Genomic DNA, 15,449 nt, shown 5'->3' with positions numbered 1-15,449 from the left:
CAATCGACGAAGACTGGGCCGGATGCTCAGGCGCGGAGCTCGCGCGCGATCCGCTGCGTGATCATCGTGTGCTCCTTGAACGTCGCGAGCGCGAGCGTAGCGAGGTGACGGCCTTGCATCTCCGCCATGTCGCTCGGGTTCGGCGGCGAGTTGCCGAGATACGCGGTCGCGAGATCGCGCAGGAACACGTGGTTCTCGTGTTGCGCGTCGATATAGGCGCGGTCGAACGCCGCGCCGGGCGCGGCCGAGCGGATCTTGTCGAGCGTCGCCTGCGCCTTGGCGTCCATCGGCGGCACCGGCGTGCCGAGCTGCTTGAGCACCGTCGTGACCGCGATCGCCTCGGTCAGCTCGAAGCCGGCGAACTCGCGGGCATCGGCCTTGCGCGCGCGATCCACGGCGATCTGGCTGGTGGCTAGCGACAGCATCGCCGGGCCGATCACGCCCATCGTGAACTGCTGGTTGGTGCGGGTGCCGGACACGTCGGGCATCGGCATCGCGGCGGGGTCGTTCGCCATTCGTCCGTGGCGCTGGGCCATCGCCATTGCGGGAACGGCGACAAGGGCGGCGGCGGCTCCCGTCAGGAGGGTGCGGCGGTCGGTGTTCATGGTGCTTCTCCTAGTGATGGACCGAAGCACATCTGCGCGAGGACCCGACGCCATGACGGGCCGCATGAGGGGTGGGTTCCTCCGCCGTTGAAGGATTGGATGGCAGGACCGTCATCCTGGATGATCGGATACCCGGACGGGTCGTCAAGGGCACTTCGACCGATCGCGATAGCGGATCGGCGCCAGTCCGTAGGCGGCTTCGAACGCCTTTGCGAACGATCGGGATCCGGCGTAGCCGATGCTCTGCGCGATCGCCAAGACCGGGAGATCGGTGACGTCGAGCAAGCGGGCCGCGACCCTGAGGCGCGTCCTTTGCACGAACTCTATCGGGCCCTGCCCGAAAGTTCGGGAGAAGTGGTCGCAGAACGAGGCCCGGCTCATGCCGGCTAGGGATGCGAGGCTGTCGACCGTGTGACCGGCGCCGGGTTGCTCGATGATGGCGGCGACCGTACGCGCCAGCCGCGGATGGTTCACCGCCGCGGTCAGAAGCGACCCATCCGCGATCGAGAGCCAGTGCCCGCGCAGAAGGGTGACGAGCGCCTGCTTCATGAGTGCCTGGCACATCGCCTGGGTGCCGAGGCCAGCGTGCGCGACCTCGCTGCGCATGGCTTCGAATATCGACGCGGGGATGCCGCTCGCGGCGGGGTCGTCGACTACCGGCCGGCGCAGCAGGTCGAAGAGGCCGAGCGCCGCGTCGTGCGGCGCGGAGACCGCGGCGCAGAGCAGCAGCGTGTCGCTCGAGCCGTCTCCTGCCGTGAACTCCACCAGCCCGTCGCCGATCAGCTCACACTTCTCGGCCGCCGGCCCGACGCGCGCCGCTGGCTCGGCGTCGCCGACCCAGTGCGACTGCATGGCCGGGACGACCAGGACGCTGGAATGCGCGAACGGGAGCGGGTCGGACTCTCCGACACGCAGATGTCCCGTCCCCTGCAGGACGAAATGGACGGTGAGGACCTTGAAGACGGGGAACGTCATGCGCCAGCCGGACTGGACGCGGCAGATTGAGAAGGCGTGCGGCGCCACGTCCAGGGCGGTCAGAAGGCGGTCTAGGTTTTGATCCATGAGTGGAATCCGTGAGTGCTGCCGCGGAGGCTGTCGCCGCATCAATGAGGCACAATATGCCGGCTCATAGCACTTCGCGAACTTGCGGAACCAGGTGAACGAACGGCGGAAGTGGGGATGCACCATTCGACCTCCGAGCGTCCGGAAGTGGGTCAAGGCGTCAGCCGGATCAGCTTGTTTCGGCTAGCGGCACCGCGCACCAGCTCCAGCGTAGATACGGACCGATCGAGCGCTTTGGCGAGCAGCCGCATAACCGCTTCGTTGGCCTTGCCGTCCTCGGGCGGCGCAGTGGTCCGCACGGCAAGTGCGCATCCCGACGCCGGCAGCGTTATCGCATCAGCTGAAGCGCCAGGTGACACTCGCACCTCAAGCAGTCCGTCCGCGTCGACCAGAGCCAGAATCGCTGCGGCGGACGGCATGGCCAGCCTCGGGCGCGCCATCAGCGTTTGCGGACGAACTCGGCGCGCAGCACGAGGCCCTTGATGCCCTCGTAGCGGCAGTCGATCTCCTGCACATCGCCGGTCAGCCGGATCGACTTGATGAGCGTGCCGCGCTTCAGCGTCTGGCCGGCACCCTTGACGTCGAGATCCTTGACGAGCGTGACTTGATCGCCGTCGGCCAACAGATTGCCGACCGCGTCGCGCACTTCTACCTGCGCAGCGAGGCGGTGCTTGGCGGCCAACTCGATCGCCGGAACCCACTCGCCGCTGCCTTCGTCAAAGACATAATCGTCGTCCGACATGCTGCCTCCTGCTCGATCTTCATGGCCGGCAGGCCCATACGCTGTTTCGATGCCGGGCAGGAAGCAAGGCGAGGCTGACGGCCCAAGGGTAGGGGGGGCCGCCGCACTCGCGCCGGCGGGGGACACCACCTGCCGACCGAACCCTGCGCCGGTCATCCCCTCGTCGAGGGCCGCCAATGGCCGTCCCTACGATCACTCCGCAGCCGGTTTCGCATCGCGCTGTCATACTTGAGCATCGTTCTTCCGCCGCGGCAGCGTCATTCCGATCCGCGGGTCCGGTGGCGTCGGGTCCAGAATAGCGTCCCCGATCCGCCGTGACGGCAGCGTCGGCCACATCCGTTCTGCTGGCACGCCGCCTTTCCTCCGCGTGCCGTGGTCAATGATGAACTCCGACAACCCCTCCTGCGCCGCCCGCAGGTGATTTCCCAGGAGCTTGGCGCGGGTGATGTAGCCGGCGTTCACCCCGGGGACGCTGTGGTTCATGAGGAGGTGCATGTCGATTTCGGAAAGGCCCGCCGCTTGGCCAAGGGTGCGATAGCTCTGACGGAGGTCGTTGCCCCATTTGAACAGGCGGCTGCGGGGATCCTTGTGCTCGATCATGTGCCCGGGCGCACTGTCTGCGGCGAAGATCCAGCTTTCGGCCGCTTCCGGGTGGAGAATGCGACTGATGCGCATGGCGCGGATCAGGCAGCGGATCATTGGCCGGGAAAGCGGGATGTCGAAGGCTCGCTTGGCCCCGCCCTTGGGCCGCGGAACGTGCAGAACGCGCCTTCGGAGATCAATGTCTTCCACCCGTGCCTGCATCAGCGCGCCGGGGCGAGAGCCCGATAGCAGGGTGAACAGGTGGAACTCGCGCCGGATCGGGTGGCGCAACCGGCCCGCTTCCCGGAACCAGCGCGGCAGGTCCTCGACGCCCATCGCAGTGTCGCGGCGGCGCTGGATGTTCCAGTCGACGCCGCTCGTCGGATTGTCGGCGGGCAGTTCGCGTGCCAGCCGCCGGGCGTGGTTGTAGATGGCTCGCAGCGTCCGCATCGCCCCGTTAGCAGCGTAGGGGCCGCTCGCGACCGTGATCCGGTCGTGTCGTTCGGCGACCATCCGCGGGTTGTCGCCCAGCACCTTCAGGGGCGTATCGAGCCAGTCTGCCAGGACGCGCTCGACGTGATCGGCATAGCCCCGAATCGTCGCTTCGCTGCGCTCCTTCCGTTGCAGGTGCGCGACGCGGTAGCGCGCCCAAGCCTGCCCGAGGGTCACGTCGGCCACCGGCGGCGGTTTCGGCGGCCCCACGATCAGCTCGCCCTTGGCGATCTTCGCCAGCATGGCCTTGGCCTGCACTCGGGCGTCGCGGGTTGTGATTTCGCCCGCGTTTCCGATCTTCACCTTCTTGTGGTGTCGCTTGCCATCCTTCCAGCACTCGCCTTGCACCGTAAAGGTCTTGCGCTTGGCGCCGACCACGACGAAAAAGCCACGCAGCTCTTCGTCGCGCACGACGTATTGCCCTTGGATCGACGGCGGAAGTCGATCGACGGTTCGGTCCGTCAGGTTCGCGCGCAGCTCACTCAATGTCCGGCTCCCGATTTTAAGACGGGTTTTAAGACGGGGTTTGCACCCTCGAAAAACATGAGGGCGGGTTACGACCTAACCCTACGCCAAACGCGAAAGGCGTGCAAGAACAAGGGCTTCGTAGTGCTTTAGCGTGCCCTGGCGAACTCTCTTCGGAGGTAATTTGGCGAGCTACGAATCTGAGGGTCGGACGTTCGAATCGTTCCGGGCGCGCCATCCCCGTTCAGCTTTGGGCACTCCAGTCCCGGGCGTCTGTGCGGCGACGATCGCCCGCTCCAGCGAGGCGTTACGACCGGAGATACGGATCTCACGATCGCCGTCCTCGACGCGGTCGACAAGCAGGCGCACATATTCACGCCGGACCTTATCATCGGAGCCGCGCAGTAGGTTGCCGAACCCAGCGAGGATGGCGGGCGTGATCCGGCGGTCACCAGCATCGAGCTGACGCTCGACCATCGCGATGTCGGCCTCGGCACTGACGCGCTGGGCGCGGATGTTGCCGAGTTCGGTCGCGACGGTCGCGTCGTCGGGGCTGAGGACGCCGTTACGGACAAGCTTGAGGACGCGGGCCGCTTCGCCATCCAGCTGCGTTAGCCGCGTGCGAAGCCGCTTCAGCTCGGCCCGGCGTTCTTCGACGGCGGTCTCGGACCGATCAAGCCACGCCTGGAGCAGCACATTGAGGCGTTCGAGCCGGGTGAGATGGTCGGCGACGGCACCGACGACGATGCCGTCGAGCTTCTCCATCGGCATCCGCCGGCCGCCGCAGGCTTCCGGCCCGTGCTTCACGCGCGCCGAACAGGCGTAGTAGCGATAGGCGCCAGACTTGCCGGTGCTGGTCATCATGCCCGCCCCGCAGCCGTCGCCATCGCCATCGCAGCCGCACACCGCGCGGCTGGTAAGCAGGTTGGTGTTGGTCTTGAGCGCCGCGTCACCCATCCGCGGGTCGCGGTAGAGCGGCGGCTCGAACGCGATGGTTGCGGCGGCTGACAATCTCCTGAACATCACAGGGCCGGCTAACGCGCTCACATCTGAGATGACGAAGGAGTATTCGAACAGGCTCATCGACGAGATCAAGGAAGTCGACCCCAGCTATCACTTCGATACGCTTGGTTTTCCAGGCACGTTCGATGGACAGATAAATCAGATCAATGATCTTCGACTGGATCGCGCCACGGCATTTTACAAGGTCAAGGGCGATGCAGAGCCTCTCCAGGTTGAAACGGCGCGCTTCCTTCAGCAGCGAGCCAACGCAGCCTACGATGATGCGCTTCGCCTCGAACAGGCCGGGAAGCTCAACGTACGGCTCTCGCCGCAGGAAGCCATCGGCAACTATGTCGATCAGCAGACGCGGCGCGGCTTAAAGGATCTTTTCTCACAGTATGGAATATCAACCGACCGTACTCAGCCCGTCCGCGTGAACGGCCGCGAGTATGACAGCTCGGGAACCGACCTTACCTACCGCCGACCGGACGCACGAGTTGGCGACGTCGCCTACGACGTCACCATCGCGAGGAAGACCTTGGCCACGCCGCAGGTCCGTGGCTTCTTCGCGAGCGACTTCAGGCCATCGCGCGTCATCATTATACGGCCGAGACAACTCGGCGCCGGCAGCACCTACAGCATCACTCCACAAGGAAGGTAATGATGCCCCCCCTACAAGCCCTACATCCCGCAGACGCCGGGGGAACTCGTCGATCTGCTCGGCTCGATGATGCTCGGGGCGCCAACATTCATCGACAAGACCGGCTATTTTCCCCTGAGCATCGACACCGAGTTCCAGGCGCTGAACGATGGGCTCGAGGCGATCCGGTCGCGGCTCGGCGAGGAACGCTACCGGACGCTTGCGGCCATGTCGCAGCGGATGCGGGCACTGTTCGAGGGCGATCCCGAGGGACACGACCGGAGATACTCAGGCCGGCAGGGTTCTTATCGACGAGATGCAACAGATGCTCATGAACCGGCAGAAGCGAGGGTAGCACCCCTCGGCGCCCGTCGTTGCAGTAGCGGCAGCGAGATTTACCAGCGATCTGAGTGCCCATCGCTTTCAGGCCGGGCGCGCCAATCTTTTTAATGACGTAGACGATGTTCCATATGAAACTGCGTCCATCCTCTACGTTGGGAAGATTCGGCGAGCAATCCGGGAGCAATCCCGCCGCGTCCCTCCCGGTCCATCTTGATCCACCTCGTTCGAACGACAGGGCGGCTGTCGTCGGGCAGGATACCGGAGCCTGTGCGGACGTCCAGCAGGTATTGCCGCGACCCCCGGAGTTAGCTGGGGTTGTCGTTCAGCTTGCGGTAGCCGAGCGCGCGCAGCTCGCGGCTCAGCGTCTGCTTGCTGATCGAGAGCGCGAACTCGTTTCACCTCCATTGGGCGAGATCGATCAAGCGCCAGCGCACGACGCCGTGCTGCGGGGATCGGCCCTGCCTCGACGACCTCCGCCAAGGCGCGGCGCTGGTCCGCGCTGAGCATCGGCGGCAACCCGGCGGCTTGCGGTCGACCAGCCCGCCCGGACGCTCGGCGTTGAACCGCCCCACCCAGTCGCGCACGATCTGGAGCGTGACGTGCCGATCCGTGCGCTTCGCTGCGAGTTTCGCCCTCGTAGATCGCTGCCAGCGCGAGCAGCCGCCGCACCTGCTTCGCATCGCGGCTCGTCCGAGCCAGCTTCCGCAACGCGGCACCGTAATAGAGCGGTTTCCGCCTGACGTGAGTCGAAGGGGATTCACATGGACGTCGTGATCTGATTCGAGATGCTGGCTGAATGGCCCGCCTTGCCCGAGTAGCTGACTGAGCCGGCGACGAGCTCGGGCCTGGCTTAGTGAGCGCGCAAGCTGGGGTTCCATTCGAACTGATCGGGCGACATGCGTGTTTCCAGTAAGGCCACGTTGGCGACCTGCCCTGATAGTCCGGCGATACCGAGGCTCGCGCCATCCATGACTTCGATGCGCTCGACGTTGGAGGCGTTAACTCGCTGAAGCTCTTCGATCGCCCCGCCGGACTTATTCGCGATACGCTGCCCGTTGACGAGGACGTTCTCGGACGCCTACCCGAGGCCGCGCTCCTCGTCCGCGGTGCGGACGGTGAAGCTCGGGACTTGGACCAGCATGTCGTAGGCGGTCTTTGGTGCGAACCGGGCGAAATCGGCGGGCGCGTACGTTCGCTTGGCGGAAGGATGAGCGGCGGGGACGAGCGCGAGTTCGGGCTGCGCGGCTGCCTCGGTTGGAAGCAGCAAACAAGCACCTGCCAGAACCGCAAGAGAATGGCTGCCTCTGGCTCGAAGCGCCAGCTTTGTCTTGGCCTCCCGCTCCCAGGACCAGACCGGGGCGGCCGTCAACGACGCGGTCCCTGAATTCGCTGCTGCACGATTTCGTTCGTCGACAGGCGCCGTCCAGCCCGGCTCTCGGCAGTGCGTACGAACTCGGGCGTGATGTTGAACAATTTATACTGGATGAGTTGCTCGGCAGGCAGGTTGCGGTAGCCGGCGTTCGTGAACCCTGCGATGAAGCCGGGCGTGACGCCGAGCACGTGCATGCGCACCAATTTGTCGAGGCCTTCCGGGCGACCACCGGCAGCGGTCAGCGAACGTACCTCGCGCCCGTCGATGTGGAACACCGCGAGGGCGGCAAGCTCGCCCGTGGTGCCGCGCGGGAAGCAGGCGGCATCGAGCGCGTCCAGCACTTCAGGATCAAACCGCAGCGCCGTGAGCGTCAGCCCCTCGTCGAGCGATGGTGACGCGTAGCCGTGCCGTTGAAGCAAGTCCGCGAAGCGGGGGCTGGGGCGGAAGGTACAGCTTCCGCTGGCATGACCAACCCTCGCCGTGCCTGAGCAATCAATGCGCCCGGCGGCGGCACCCAGGGCGAAGCTGACGGGCGATGGGCCGGGTGGTGCAAGGGCTGCAGAAGCGAGACCCAAGTCCCGGGGGGCGTAATTCGAGGAGAAGTCGCGACGGTCGCGCGCTTCGTCTCTGGTGAGCCGAAGCTGGACCTGCTCACCTTCGCGGCTGTCGAGATAGAACCGCAGGGGAAGTTCCGCGGCTGACGATGGGCGGGAAACTCCTACCACGGTCAACAGCATTCCCAGAAGTAAATTGATCGGGCGGCTCGGCATGGGATTCTCCTGAGTCGAACGGGCAAGCCTCTCCCGGCCGCTCCGAGGAGCGTCGTTCGATCAGCTCTGTGCGTCGAGTGGGGCTGCTCAGCCCCGGTCCGGGTCGGCGTCGCTGGAAGGCATGCGCAAACCAGGCGGCGGCTCACCGTTTCGGACCCAACCGGGTAACTTCAGCGACCTGGGCTGGCCCGATGTTCGTCGAGTTGGCCCTTTGCCGCCAGGTACGTCATCGTACCCGATTGCGCGCAGCTGCATCAGCTTGTCGAGCGGGAGGTAACCACCAAACCGCAGTTGCATTCTCTGTGCGAAGTTCGCGTCGACGCCGAGGGTGCGCGCGCCGACCAACTCGTGGACTGAAGCGTCGACGTATCCGGCAGCTCGCATCTGGTCGATGTAGCTCGGCGTGGCACCGACGGCGCGCAGAGCGGCGAGATCGTGCGCGTCTAGTTCGCGGAGCGGCATACTCCGGCGCAGAGCCCGTACCGTGCCCGGGTCGACGCCGACCGCACGCAATTGGATCGCGTCGTCGACTGAAACGTCGACCGAACCCCCCGCTTGCTCCGCGATCTTGTGAGCTTCCGCCGCATCCCGCTGGGCTTGGCGTAGCTGCTGCCGGGCATCGCGAACTCGGTCGTGGGCGAGATCGCGCGCGGCCTGCGCCGCTTCGACGGCTCGGTCGATCTCGGCCTCATCGGGGATCCGCGCGTCATGAACGGCAGTACTCACGGCCAGTTGAGCGATCGTGCCCGAGCGACGGGTGGCTTCTCGAACGGCGCCCGCAACGGCTTCGGCAAGCGGCACCGGTGCCGTCTGAGCCGGGGGGATAGTCGTAACCCGAAATGGTGACGCCCCTTGTGGCTGTGTCACGATCACGGACAAGGCGGCGAGCGGCGTAGCGAACAGGATCGACCCGATCGCAACGCCAAGGCCGAAACCACGGGCACCGGGACCGCGCGCCGCCTCGGCATCGAGCACGCGCCGAATACGGCGCTTCAAACTGTCGTGTCCCGGCGCGACACCGTGCGCGCTCAGGAGGATACCCTTGCACTCGTGGCGTGCGACGCCGACGAGCAGTTGTGCATAGCCCGTGCTCTCGATGTCGGCGGAAAACACGGCGTCGTCGGCTGCCTCCTCGCGCAGCTGGTGCGCCTCCTTCGCGAGCAGCCACGCGAACGGATTGAACCAGTGGATCGCAGTGGCGAGCCGGCCGATCAAGAGCTTGGCCCAATCGAGGCGCGCGACATGCGCAAGCTCATGGGCGATGATCGCTTCCGCTTCGCCGGTGGCGCGAAGGGCCTCATCGTTGAGCAAGATGATAGGACGCATGAGGCCCCAACTGATCGGCGAGCGGAGGTCCGGGCTGGTGAGAAGCGCGGTCCCAGTCTTGAAGCCCATCCGCCGTTGCGCATGGGCCATCGCGCTGAGCCATGACGGTTCAATCAGCACGTCGGCCCGGGCACGAAGCGCGAACAGCCGAAGCAAGGCCAGCAAGGTGACGGAAATCAGCGCGAGGGCGGGGAGGCCACAAAGGATCAGCCCCCATTGCAGCGGCGCGGTGGCCGTGTCCTGCGCCGTCGGTGAACGCGCAAGGATGCCCCCATCCGCCGCCGCAAACTCGCGCGATACGCCGGCTGAAGCTCGGGTCCGGGCCATGAATGGCGTCGATGCCGCAGGAGGGCTCTTGATTGGCGCCTCGACCGCCAGCCGGGGCAAAAGCATCTCGCCCACCGGCAATAGCAGCAGCGCGATCAGTCCGGCATGCGCGATCGCGCTCCGCTGCGCCGCTGAGCGGCCGCCGGTCAGTCTGAGGAGGCCGAGCGCGGCGCCGGCGATGATCAGCGACTTGGCGAGGAAGGCGACGATCAACAGCATCATCGCCCGGCTCCCTTCGCTTCGCGGGCCCTTGCGATCATCGCCTCCAACTCATCGAGTTCGCCGCTGTCGAGATTGTCAGACATGCCCAGCAGGGCGGACGCGGCGCCCGCGGCGGAGCCGTTGAAGAAGACGCGGACGATCTCTCCGAGCGCCGACTTGCGCGCGGCCTGGTCGGAAAGTGCAGGGCTGAACAGAAAGCCCCGCGGGCTTTCGGTGCGGCGGACGGCACCCTTCTCCTCAAGGCGGCGAAGCATCGTGCGCACGGCCGATCTGCTGAGCTTGTCGGGCAGCGCCTCGACTACCTCGCTCGCGGTCATCTCACCCCCTTGGTAAAGTAAGTCGACGATCTCGCGTTCCTTCGGTGGCAGGCGCTTCAGCATGCGGGCGACTCCATGGCTACATTTGTAGTATGCTACATTTGTAGCGAGCGCAAGGAGTCGGATAAACCAGATACAGCATCTGGTAAGGAGGCCAGGGCACGCTGATGCGAGGGAAGGTCGACGCTCTCACGAAGACAAACGACGCCTCTAAGCTGGCGTGCACGTCGTCCATCCGGCCTGCGCAGGGACAGGATGAGCTTTGATGTGGCAGATTATCCGTTCAAATAGCGGCTAGCGACGTGCTCTCCCGCTCGACCAATTCGAAGGTAAGCCGAGTACGATGAGGCGCCGGCACGTCATTGCGCAGGCCTATTGGATCAATCAGCATATCGACGGCGGCCGCTCCCATCTCTTCGACGGGCTGTCGCACAGTCGTGATCGGCGGCCACGCGATGCGCGAAGATGGCGCGTCATCGAAGCCAGCGATCGAGAGGCGGCCTGGAACGTCCAAACCTTGCTTTAGGGCAGCGACAGAAACGCCAAGCGCCATGTCGTCGTTGCTCGCAAAAATGGCAGATGGAGGCAAGCCCACCGTCAAGAGCGCCTCGCCCGCCGCGAGCCCGGCGCGAAAAGAAAAGTCACCGGGCTGTATGCGTCCGTCTGCGATCGACAGGCCGGCGGCCGCCATCGCGTTGACGAAACCGGAGCGGCGCGCCCGTGTGCTGGCGTGCGTTGGATCGCCCTCGATGAAGCCGATATCGCGATGGCCGAGCGCAATGAGGCGTTCGGTCATCTCAAAAGCGGCACGAATCTCGTCAAAGTCGACGACGCCGCATCGCAACACCATCATCGGATCGGGCGAGACGCAGACGAATGGCACGCCTGCCGTTTCGAGCACCTCAAGTATCGCGCGCGTCTGGCTGAGTGGCGGCGTCAGGATGGCACCGTCCAGCCGCAACGCCCCGACCGAGCCGGCAAGTTCCTCCCGCCAGTCAGGCGCGGCACAGTCCAGCCGCTCCACGACTAGATGGTAGTGGCTTTCCCGGCAGCGCGCCAGAGCGCCGCGCTGCATGGCGACGGCATAGCCCGATGTGGGATCGTCGAAGAAGAGACCGATCAGATAGGAGCGCGCGCTCGACAGGCTGCGAGCGAACGCATTGGGTCGGTAGCCGAGTTCGGCGACAGCCCGCATCACCCTCTCGCGTACGGCCTCCCGGACGTGCACCTCGCGGTTCATGACGCGTGAGACGGTCTTTGCCGAAACGCCCGCGTGTAAGGCGACGTCCTTGATCGTCGCCGTCACGCTCGCGTCCGGATCATGTGCGTGAAAGCTAACACAGCGGCGTAGCACAGCGACGGCAGCAGCAACGCCGTTGCCAATCCCGTGCGATCCGCGATCAGACCCGTTGTCAGCGGCACGATCGCGCCGCCGACCACTGCCATGCACAGCAGCATCGAAGCCGCGGGCACGTCGCGCGCGTCTGATGGCATGGCAAGCGCGAACACCGTCGGGAACATGATCGAGTTGGTCAGGCCCACCGCGAGCAGCGCGGCCGCGCCCACGCGCCCCGTCGGCAGCGCCGCTAGGAGCGTCAGCGCCATCGCTGCCAGTGCCGCGACCGACAGCAACGCACGTGGTGCCGCGCGGCGGAGCATCCACGCGCCCGCGAACCTGCCGATCATAGCGCCCGACCAGTACAAGCTGACGAGCCGGCCCGCACCGGCCGGCGTCCACCCGCCACGGTCGTGAAGCATGAGGTAGCTCGGCGCCAGCGTTCCAATTGTCACTTCCGCGCCCACATAAGCGAAGATCGCTGCCACGCCCCCCGACATCGCGCGCGTCCGCAGCAGCGTGAAAAGCTGGGCGGCATGAGGCACGACCGCGCGCTCGCTCGAGATCGCACCGACGCCGCGTCTGAACGCCATTGCCAATGTCAGGAAGCCTGCGGCGAAGGCGACAAAAGGCAGTTGCGGTGCCGCACCTCCGGCGCTGCCGAGCAGCGCACCCGCACCGGCGAGCGGACCGAGCACGGTGCCTAGCGAATTGAAGCCTTGTAGCGCGGTAAAGCGCGATGCAGCGCGGTCGCGGCTTCCTGTCGTCGCCATCATGCCGTTGCAGGCGATTTGCAGGATCGTCACACCGGTCGACGTCGCCAGCAGAGCCGCCAATAACGGCGCGAATGCGCGTGCGGTAAGCGAGGCCGCAAGCGCGAGGGAACCCGCAGCGATTGTCGCGGCTCCGATCGCGATGGCTCGCATCGAACCGGCTCGCGCAACGATCACCGTTACGGGCCAGGCGAGCAGGAGATAGCTCGCATAGTACGCGAGTTGGATCGTCAGCGCCTGAGCGTAGCCGAGGCCGAGCATCAGCTTGAACCTTGGCACGAGCAGCGTCTCGACCGCATTAAGCATCCCGCCGCCGAGAAATACGCCGAGCATCAGCAGGAACAACCGATCAGGCGCCGCCATGCCGTTCCAGTTAGAAGCCCTGCCCATCACTCCAACTGTAGTTCCGAAGCATCATCGCGCAAGCGATCCGCACGCTGCCCGACATCGATGTCAGAAATGTTTTGACATCGATGACAGAGTTGCGTTTGTTACAGGCAAGCCCGTCGATGCGGGCGCACAGGGGAGAAACTATGACCCGGCATCGCTTCGCCGCGGGCACTGCGCTCGCGGCCGTTCTCGCTATCGCGTCGCCTGCGTTCGCACAGTCCCAACCCGAAGCGGCCAATACGCCGACTCCCGGCGCTGCGGGCCCGACGCCCAGCGCGCAGCCCTCGGACGCCCAGTCCGGCCAGGTCGCCGACATCATCGTCACCGCCACCAAGCGCGAGACAGCGCTGCAGCGCACTCCAATTGCGATCTCCGCATTTGGGCAGAAGCAGCTCGACCAGTATCAGGTGAAGGATCTGACGCAGATCGCACAGTTCGTGCCGTCGCTTGAGTTCAACCAGCAGGGCGATCAGTCGGCGGTGCTGCTGACGCTACGCGGTATCGGCAACGATAGCGCCTTCACCGAAGTGGCCGACCCCGAGGTCGCGCTCTACGTCGATGGCATCTACAGCCCCCGCGCGCAGGGCGCCTCCGTGCTCGCCTATGATCTCGAGCGCATCGAGGTGCTGCGCGGTCCGCAGGGCACGCTGTTCGGTCGCAACGCGACCGTCGGCGCGGTGAGCTTCATCACTGCCAAGCCGACCTTCGACGGCGTGCACGGCTACGGAGAGGTGCTCGGAGGCTCCTATAACCGGCTGTCCACGCAGGGCATGCTGAACCTGCCGATCACCGACACGTTGGCGATTCGCGCCGCGTTTATCACCGATCGCAACGACGGCTATGTCAGCTACCAGCAGCCGCCGAACATCGCAGGCGTCAACCGATCGGCGTTCGTGACCGACGGCAAGAAATATTATGCCAAGGATCAGAAGTCGGCTCGCCTGTCCGCCGAGTGGCGGCCCAGCGACCGTTTCCGCTGGGACCTGAACAGCGAGTATTTCAAGGATACCGGTTCGCCGATCATCGGCCTCATGCAGGATCCGCGGCCCGGCGAAAAATTCTGGTCCACGCTGTCCGACACGGCCGGCGACCAGAACCGGTACTCGATCTCGATTCATTCCAATATGTCCTACGACGTGACGGACGGTGTTCAGCTTGCCTACCTGGCCGGGTGGCAGCGTGTCGGCGGCTCGACCCGCTTCGACGCCGACTCGGGCACCGAGCTGCCCGACCCGGCGAGCCCGACGACGCTGCCTAACGGCGCCTTTGAGGAGAACCGCACGGTCAACTCGCGTTACGACTTCTACAGCCACGAAGTTCAGGTGAAGTCGATCGGCAATCACCCGATCGACTGGATCGTCGGCGGCTACTATAGCCACGAGCGCAACGAGATCCGCTTCGACGTCGACATTCGCAACGGTTATCGCAACGGCACCTTCAACTATGCCGGCGCCTTCATCCAGGCGGATCGCACTATCGAGTCGAAGGCGGCGTTCGGCCAGGCGACATGGCACATCAACGATCGCCTGCGCCTGACAGGCGGCGTCCGCTACACGGACGATACCAAGCAGGATAAAGGCGGGCGCAACGTCACCGCGTTCAACTCGACGTGCGCACCCGGCTTCAACGACGCCACCGGCACCTGCGGCGGGTTGTTCGGCATCGCTCCGCATGCCAGCGGGCAGGAACTGGCAGACCTGCTGGGCTTCAACATCTCGAAGAACGACGTGAAGGGGAGCTGGGACAAGGTCACCTGGCTCGGCCGCGTCGATGCCGACATCACGTCCAGCACCTTCGGCTACGCCAGCGTGTCGACGGGCTTCAAGTCGGGCAACATCGAGGACGGCGGCCTGCTCGCCAATCCCGAGACGCTGACCAACTACGAGGTCGGCCTCAAGCAGCGCTTCCTCGATGGTCGCGCGACGCTGAACCTCGCTGCCTACTACAGCGATTTCAAGGGCTATCAGGTCAACCAGGCGATCACCACGCGCGATCCCAACGACCCGACGATCATCACCGGCAGCCAGATCGTCACCACCAACTCCAAGGGCGCCACCGCCAAGGGCATCGAGGCGGAACTCGCCGCCAACGTGACACGGCTCGATCACCTGAACTTCGCGGGCAGCGTGCAGAAGACGCGGTTCAAGCGGCTCCTGACGGTCGATGGCCGCCTCTATAATGCCAGCGTTCCAGCCAATATCGAGAATCTTCGCGGCAATGAACTCGCGCACTCGCCGCGCTTCTCGTTCACCAGCACCTACATCCACGATTTCGAGCTACCGAACGCGGCGAAGCTCAGCCCGCGCGTCACTGTGCACTATGAGACGCGGAGCTGGCTCACCTATTTCAACGGCGACGACCCCTCGCGGTATGCCGATCCGACTCACGTCAGCGGTAACGGCGGGGCGGGGTACGGCTATGATTTCGACAAGCAGAAAGCCTATGCCCGAGTCGACTTGGCTTTGACCTACACGCCCGACAGCGGCCGCTACCTCATCGAGGCGTTCGCGCAGAACGTCACCGACCACAACATCCGGATCAGTGCGGGCTCCTACGGCGCGCCGCAGAACCCGATATTCCTCTCCAACTACGCACCGCCACGCACCTTCGGGGGCCGTATCCGCTACAACTTCTGACGGGTTCGGTCCGAACTCCCAGCTACCGGCACCTCCCGCCGGCAACTG

The 15,449-nt window shown here is 65.3% G+C and carries 15 protein-coding genes and 1 pseudogene; 3 read left to right on the top strand and 13 right to left on the bottom strand.

The annotated features are described in order from the left end of the window. Positions 1-26: 26 nt before the first annotated feature. The 6 genes from ACOFKX_RS15950 to ACOFKX_RS15925 all read right to left on the bottom strand — a co-directional run bounded on the left by ACOFKX_RS15950 (position 27) and on the right by ACOFKX_RS15925 (position 5,031). Positions 27-605, bottom strand: a complete 579-nt coding sequence (locus tag ACOFKX_RS15950; RefSeq protein WP_419828042.1) for a DUF4142 domain-containing protein — start codon at positions 603-605, stop codon at positions 27-29. 144 nt (positions 606-749) lie between these two features. Next, entirely contained in the window at positions 750-1,667 is a 918-nt protein-coding gene (locus tag ACOFKX_RS15945) for a helix-turn-helix domain-containing protein (RefSeq protein ID WP_419828041.1), read from the bottom strand. Positions 1,668-1,819: 152 nt separating this feature from the next. Beyond that, a complete protein-coding gene (locus ACOFKX_RS15940; protein WP_419828040.1) occupies positions 1,820-2,086 on the bottom strand; it encodes a DUF167 domain-containing protein in 267 nt (88 codons plus the stop codon). Between the two features lie 20 nt (positions 2,087-2,106). After that, positions 2,107-2,409 (bottom strand): alkylphosphonate utilization protein, encoded by a 303-nt coding sequence (locus ACOFKX_RS15935; protein WP_419828292.1) that lies wholly within the window; start codon positions 2,407-2,409, stop codon positions 2,107-2,109. A gap of 222 nt (positions 2,410-2,631) precedes the next feature. Further along, on the bottom strand, positions 2,632-3,969 hold the full coding sequence (locus ACOFKX_RS15930; protein WP_419828039.1) for an integrase arm-type DNA-binding domain-containing protein: 1,338 nt from the start codon (positions 3,967-3,969) through the stop codon (positions 2,632-2,634). A 171-nt stretch (positions 3,970-4,140) separates the two neighbouring features. Beyond that, positions 4,141-5,031: a recombinase zinc beta ribbon domain-containing protein gene (locus tag ACOFKX_RS15925; protein WP_419828038.1), complete on the bottom strand. Its 891-nt coding sequence runs from the start codon at positions 5,029-5,031 to the stop codon at positions 4,141-4,143. On the opposite strand from ACOFKX_RS15925, the gene ACOFKX_RS15920 reads away from it, so the two are divergent. Both ACOFKX_RS15920 and ACOFKX_RS15915 read left to right on the top strand, forming a co-directional pair. Then, on the top strand, positions 5,003-5,611 hold the full coding sequence (locus tag ACOFKX_RS15920; RefSeq protein ID WP_419828037.1) for a hypothetical protein: 609 nt from the start codon (positions 5,003-5,005) through the stop codon (positions 5,609-5,611). The two genes, ACOFKX_RS15925 and ACOFKX_RS15920, sit on opposite strands and share 29 nt — an antisense overlap. A gap of 66 nt (positions 5,612-5,677) precedes the next feature. Continuing rightward, entirely contained in the window at positions 5,678-6,040 is a 363-nt protein-coding gene (locus ACOFKX_RS15915; RefSeq protein WP_419828036.1) for a hypothetical protein, read from the top strand. Positions 6,041-6,782: 742 nt separating this feature from the next. Here the strand turns inward: ACOFKX_RS15915 and ACOFKX_RS15910 are convergent. From ACOFKX_RS15910 to ACOFKX_RS15880, 7 genes and pseudogenes are all read right to left on the bottom strand, one after another. After that, positions 6,783-6,989, bottom strand: a pseudogene (locus ACOFKX_RS15910) (hypothetical protein); the annotation flags it as partial. 21 nt (positions 6,990-7,010) lie between these two features. After that, the gene (locus ACOFKX_RS15905; RefSeq protein ID WP_419828035.1) at positions 7,011-7,199 is read right to left on the bottom strand and encodes a hypothetical protein; all 189 of its coding nucleotides are present in this window, start codon (positions 7,197-7,199) and stop codon (positions 7,011-7,013) included. A 98-nt stretch (positions 7,200-7,297) separates the two neighbouring features. Further along, positions 7,298-8,074, bottom strand: a complete 777-nt coding sequence (locus tag ACOFKX_RS15900; protein WP_419828034.1) for a hypothetical protein — start codon at positions 8,072-8,074, stop codon at positions 7,298-7,300. 87 nt (positions 8,075-8,161) lie between these two features. Continuing rightward, positions 8,162-9,949 carry a M56 family metallopeptidase gene (locus tag ACOFKX_RS15895; RefSeq protein WP_419828033.1) on the bottom strand — a complete coding sequence of 596 codons (1,788 nt, stop codon included), beginning with the start codon at positions 9,947-9,949 and terminating at the stop codon, positions 8,162-8,164. Continuing rightward, positions 9,946-10,329, bottom strand: coding sequence for a BlaI/MecI/CopY family transcriptional regulator (locus tag ACOFKX_RS15890; protein ID WP_419828032.1), 384 nt, complete (start codon positions 10,327-10,329; stop codon positions 9,946-9,948). The genes ACOFKX_RS15895 and ACOFKX_RS15890 overlap by 4 nt, the downstream gene beginning before the upstream one ends. Positions 10,330-10,549: 220 nt before the next feature. Beyond that, the gene (locus ACOFKX_RS15885; protein WP_419828031.1) at positions 10,550-11,572 is read right to left on the bottom strand and encodes a LacI family DNA-binding transcriptional regulator; all 1,023 of its coding nucleotides are present in this window, start codon (positions 11,570-11,572) and stop codon (positions 10,550-10,552) included. Next, on the bottom strand, positions 11,569-12,765 hold the full coding sequence (locus tag ACOFKX_RS15880; protein WP_419828030.1) for an MFS transporter: 1,197 nt from the start codon (positions 12,763-12,765) through the stop codon (positions 11,569-11,571). Before ACOFKX_RS15880 ends, ACOFKX_RS15885 begins: the two co-directional genes overlap by 4 nt. Positions 12,766-12,908: 143 nt before the next feature. On the opposite strand from ACOFKX_RS15880, the gene ACOFKX_RS15875 reads away from it, so the two are divergent. Further along, positions 12,909-15,401: a TonB-dependent receptor gene (locus ACOFKX_RS15875; RefSeq protein WP_419828029.1), complete on the top strand. Its 2,493-nt coding sequence runs from the start codon at positions 12,909-12,911 to the stop codon at positions 15,399-15,401. Positions 15,402-15,449: the final 48 nt, after the last annotated feature.

Origin of the sequence: Sphingomonas sp. (assembly GCF_965200105.1) — a bacterium.
GTDB lineage: Bacteria > Pseudomonadota > Alphaproteobacteria > Sphingomonadales > Sphingomonadaceae > Solisphingomonas.
This window is presented reverse-complemented; position numbering and strand designations above follow the sequence as displayed.

Excerpts from the sequence above, each read along its gene's own strand:
- ACOFKX_RS15920 (WP_419828037.1), top strand. The coding sequence starts at position 5,003 with ATGACGAAGGAGTATTCGAACAGGCTCATCGACGAGATCAAGGAAGTC.
- ACOFKX_RS15915 (WP_419828036.1), top strand. The coding sequence starts at position 5,678 with ATGATGCTCGGGGCGCCAACATTCATCGACAAGACCGGCTATTTTCCC.
- ACOFKX_RS15945 (WP_419828041.1), bottom strand. The coding sequence starts at position 1,667 with ATGGATCAAAACCTAGACCGCCTTCTGACCGCCCTGGACGTGGCGCCG.
- ACOFKX_RS15890 (WP_419828032.1), bottom strand. The coding sequence starts at position 10,329 with ATGCTGAAGCGCCTGCCACCGAAGGAACGCGAGATCGTCGACTTACTT.
- ACOFKX_RS15935 (WP_419828292.1), bottom strand. The coding sequence starts at position 2,409 with ATGTCGGACGACGATTATGTCTTTGACGAAGGCAGCGGCGAGTGGGTT.
- ACOFKX_RS15875 (WP_419828029.1), top strand. The coding sequence starts at position 12,909 with ATGACCCGGCATCGCTTCGCCGCGGGCACTGCGCTCGCGGCCGTTCTC.
- ACOFKX_RS15950 (WP_419828042.1), bottom strand. The coding sequence starts at position 605 with ATGAACACCGACCGCCGCACCCTCCTGACGGGAGCCGCCGCCGCCCTT.
- ACOFKX_RS15880 (WP_419828030.1), bottom strand. The coding sequence starts at position 12,765 with ATGGGCAGGGCTTCTAACTGGAACGGCATGGCGGCGCCTGATCGGTTG.
- ACOFKX_RS15940 (WP_419828040.1), bottom strand. The coding sequence starts at position 2,086 with ATGCCGTCCGCCGCAGCGATTCTGGCTCTGGTCGACGCGGACGGACTG.
- ACOFKX_RS15900 (WP_419828034.1), bottom strand. The coding sequence starts at position 8,074 with ATGCCGAGCCGCCCGATCAATTTACTTCTGGGAATGCTGTTGACCGTG.
- ACOFKX_RS15895 (WP_419828033.1), bottom strand. The coding sequence starts at position 9,949 with ATGATGCTGTTGATCGTCGCCTTCCTCGCCAAGTCGCTGATCATCGCC.
- ACOFKX_RS15925 (WP_419828038.1), bottom strand. The coding sequence starts at position 5,031 with ATGAGCCTGTTCGAATACTCCTTCGTCATCTCAGATGTGAGCGCGTTA.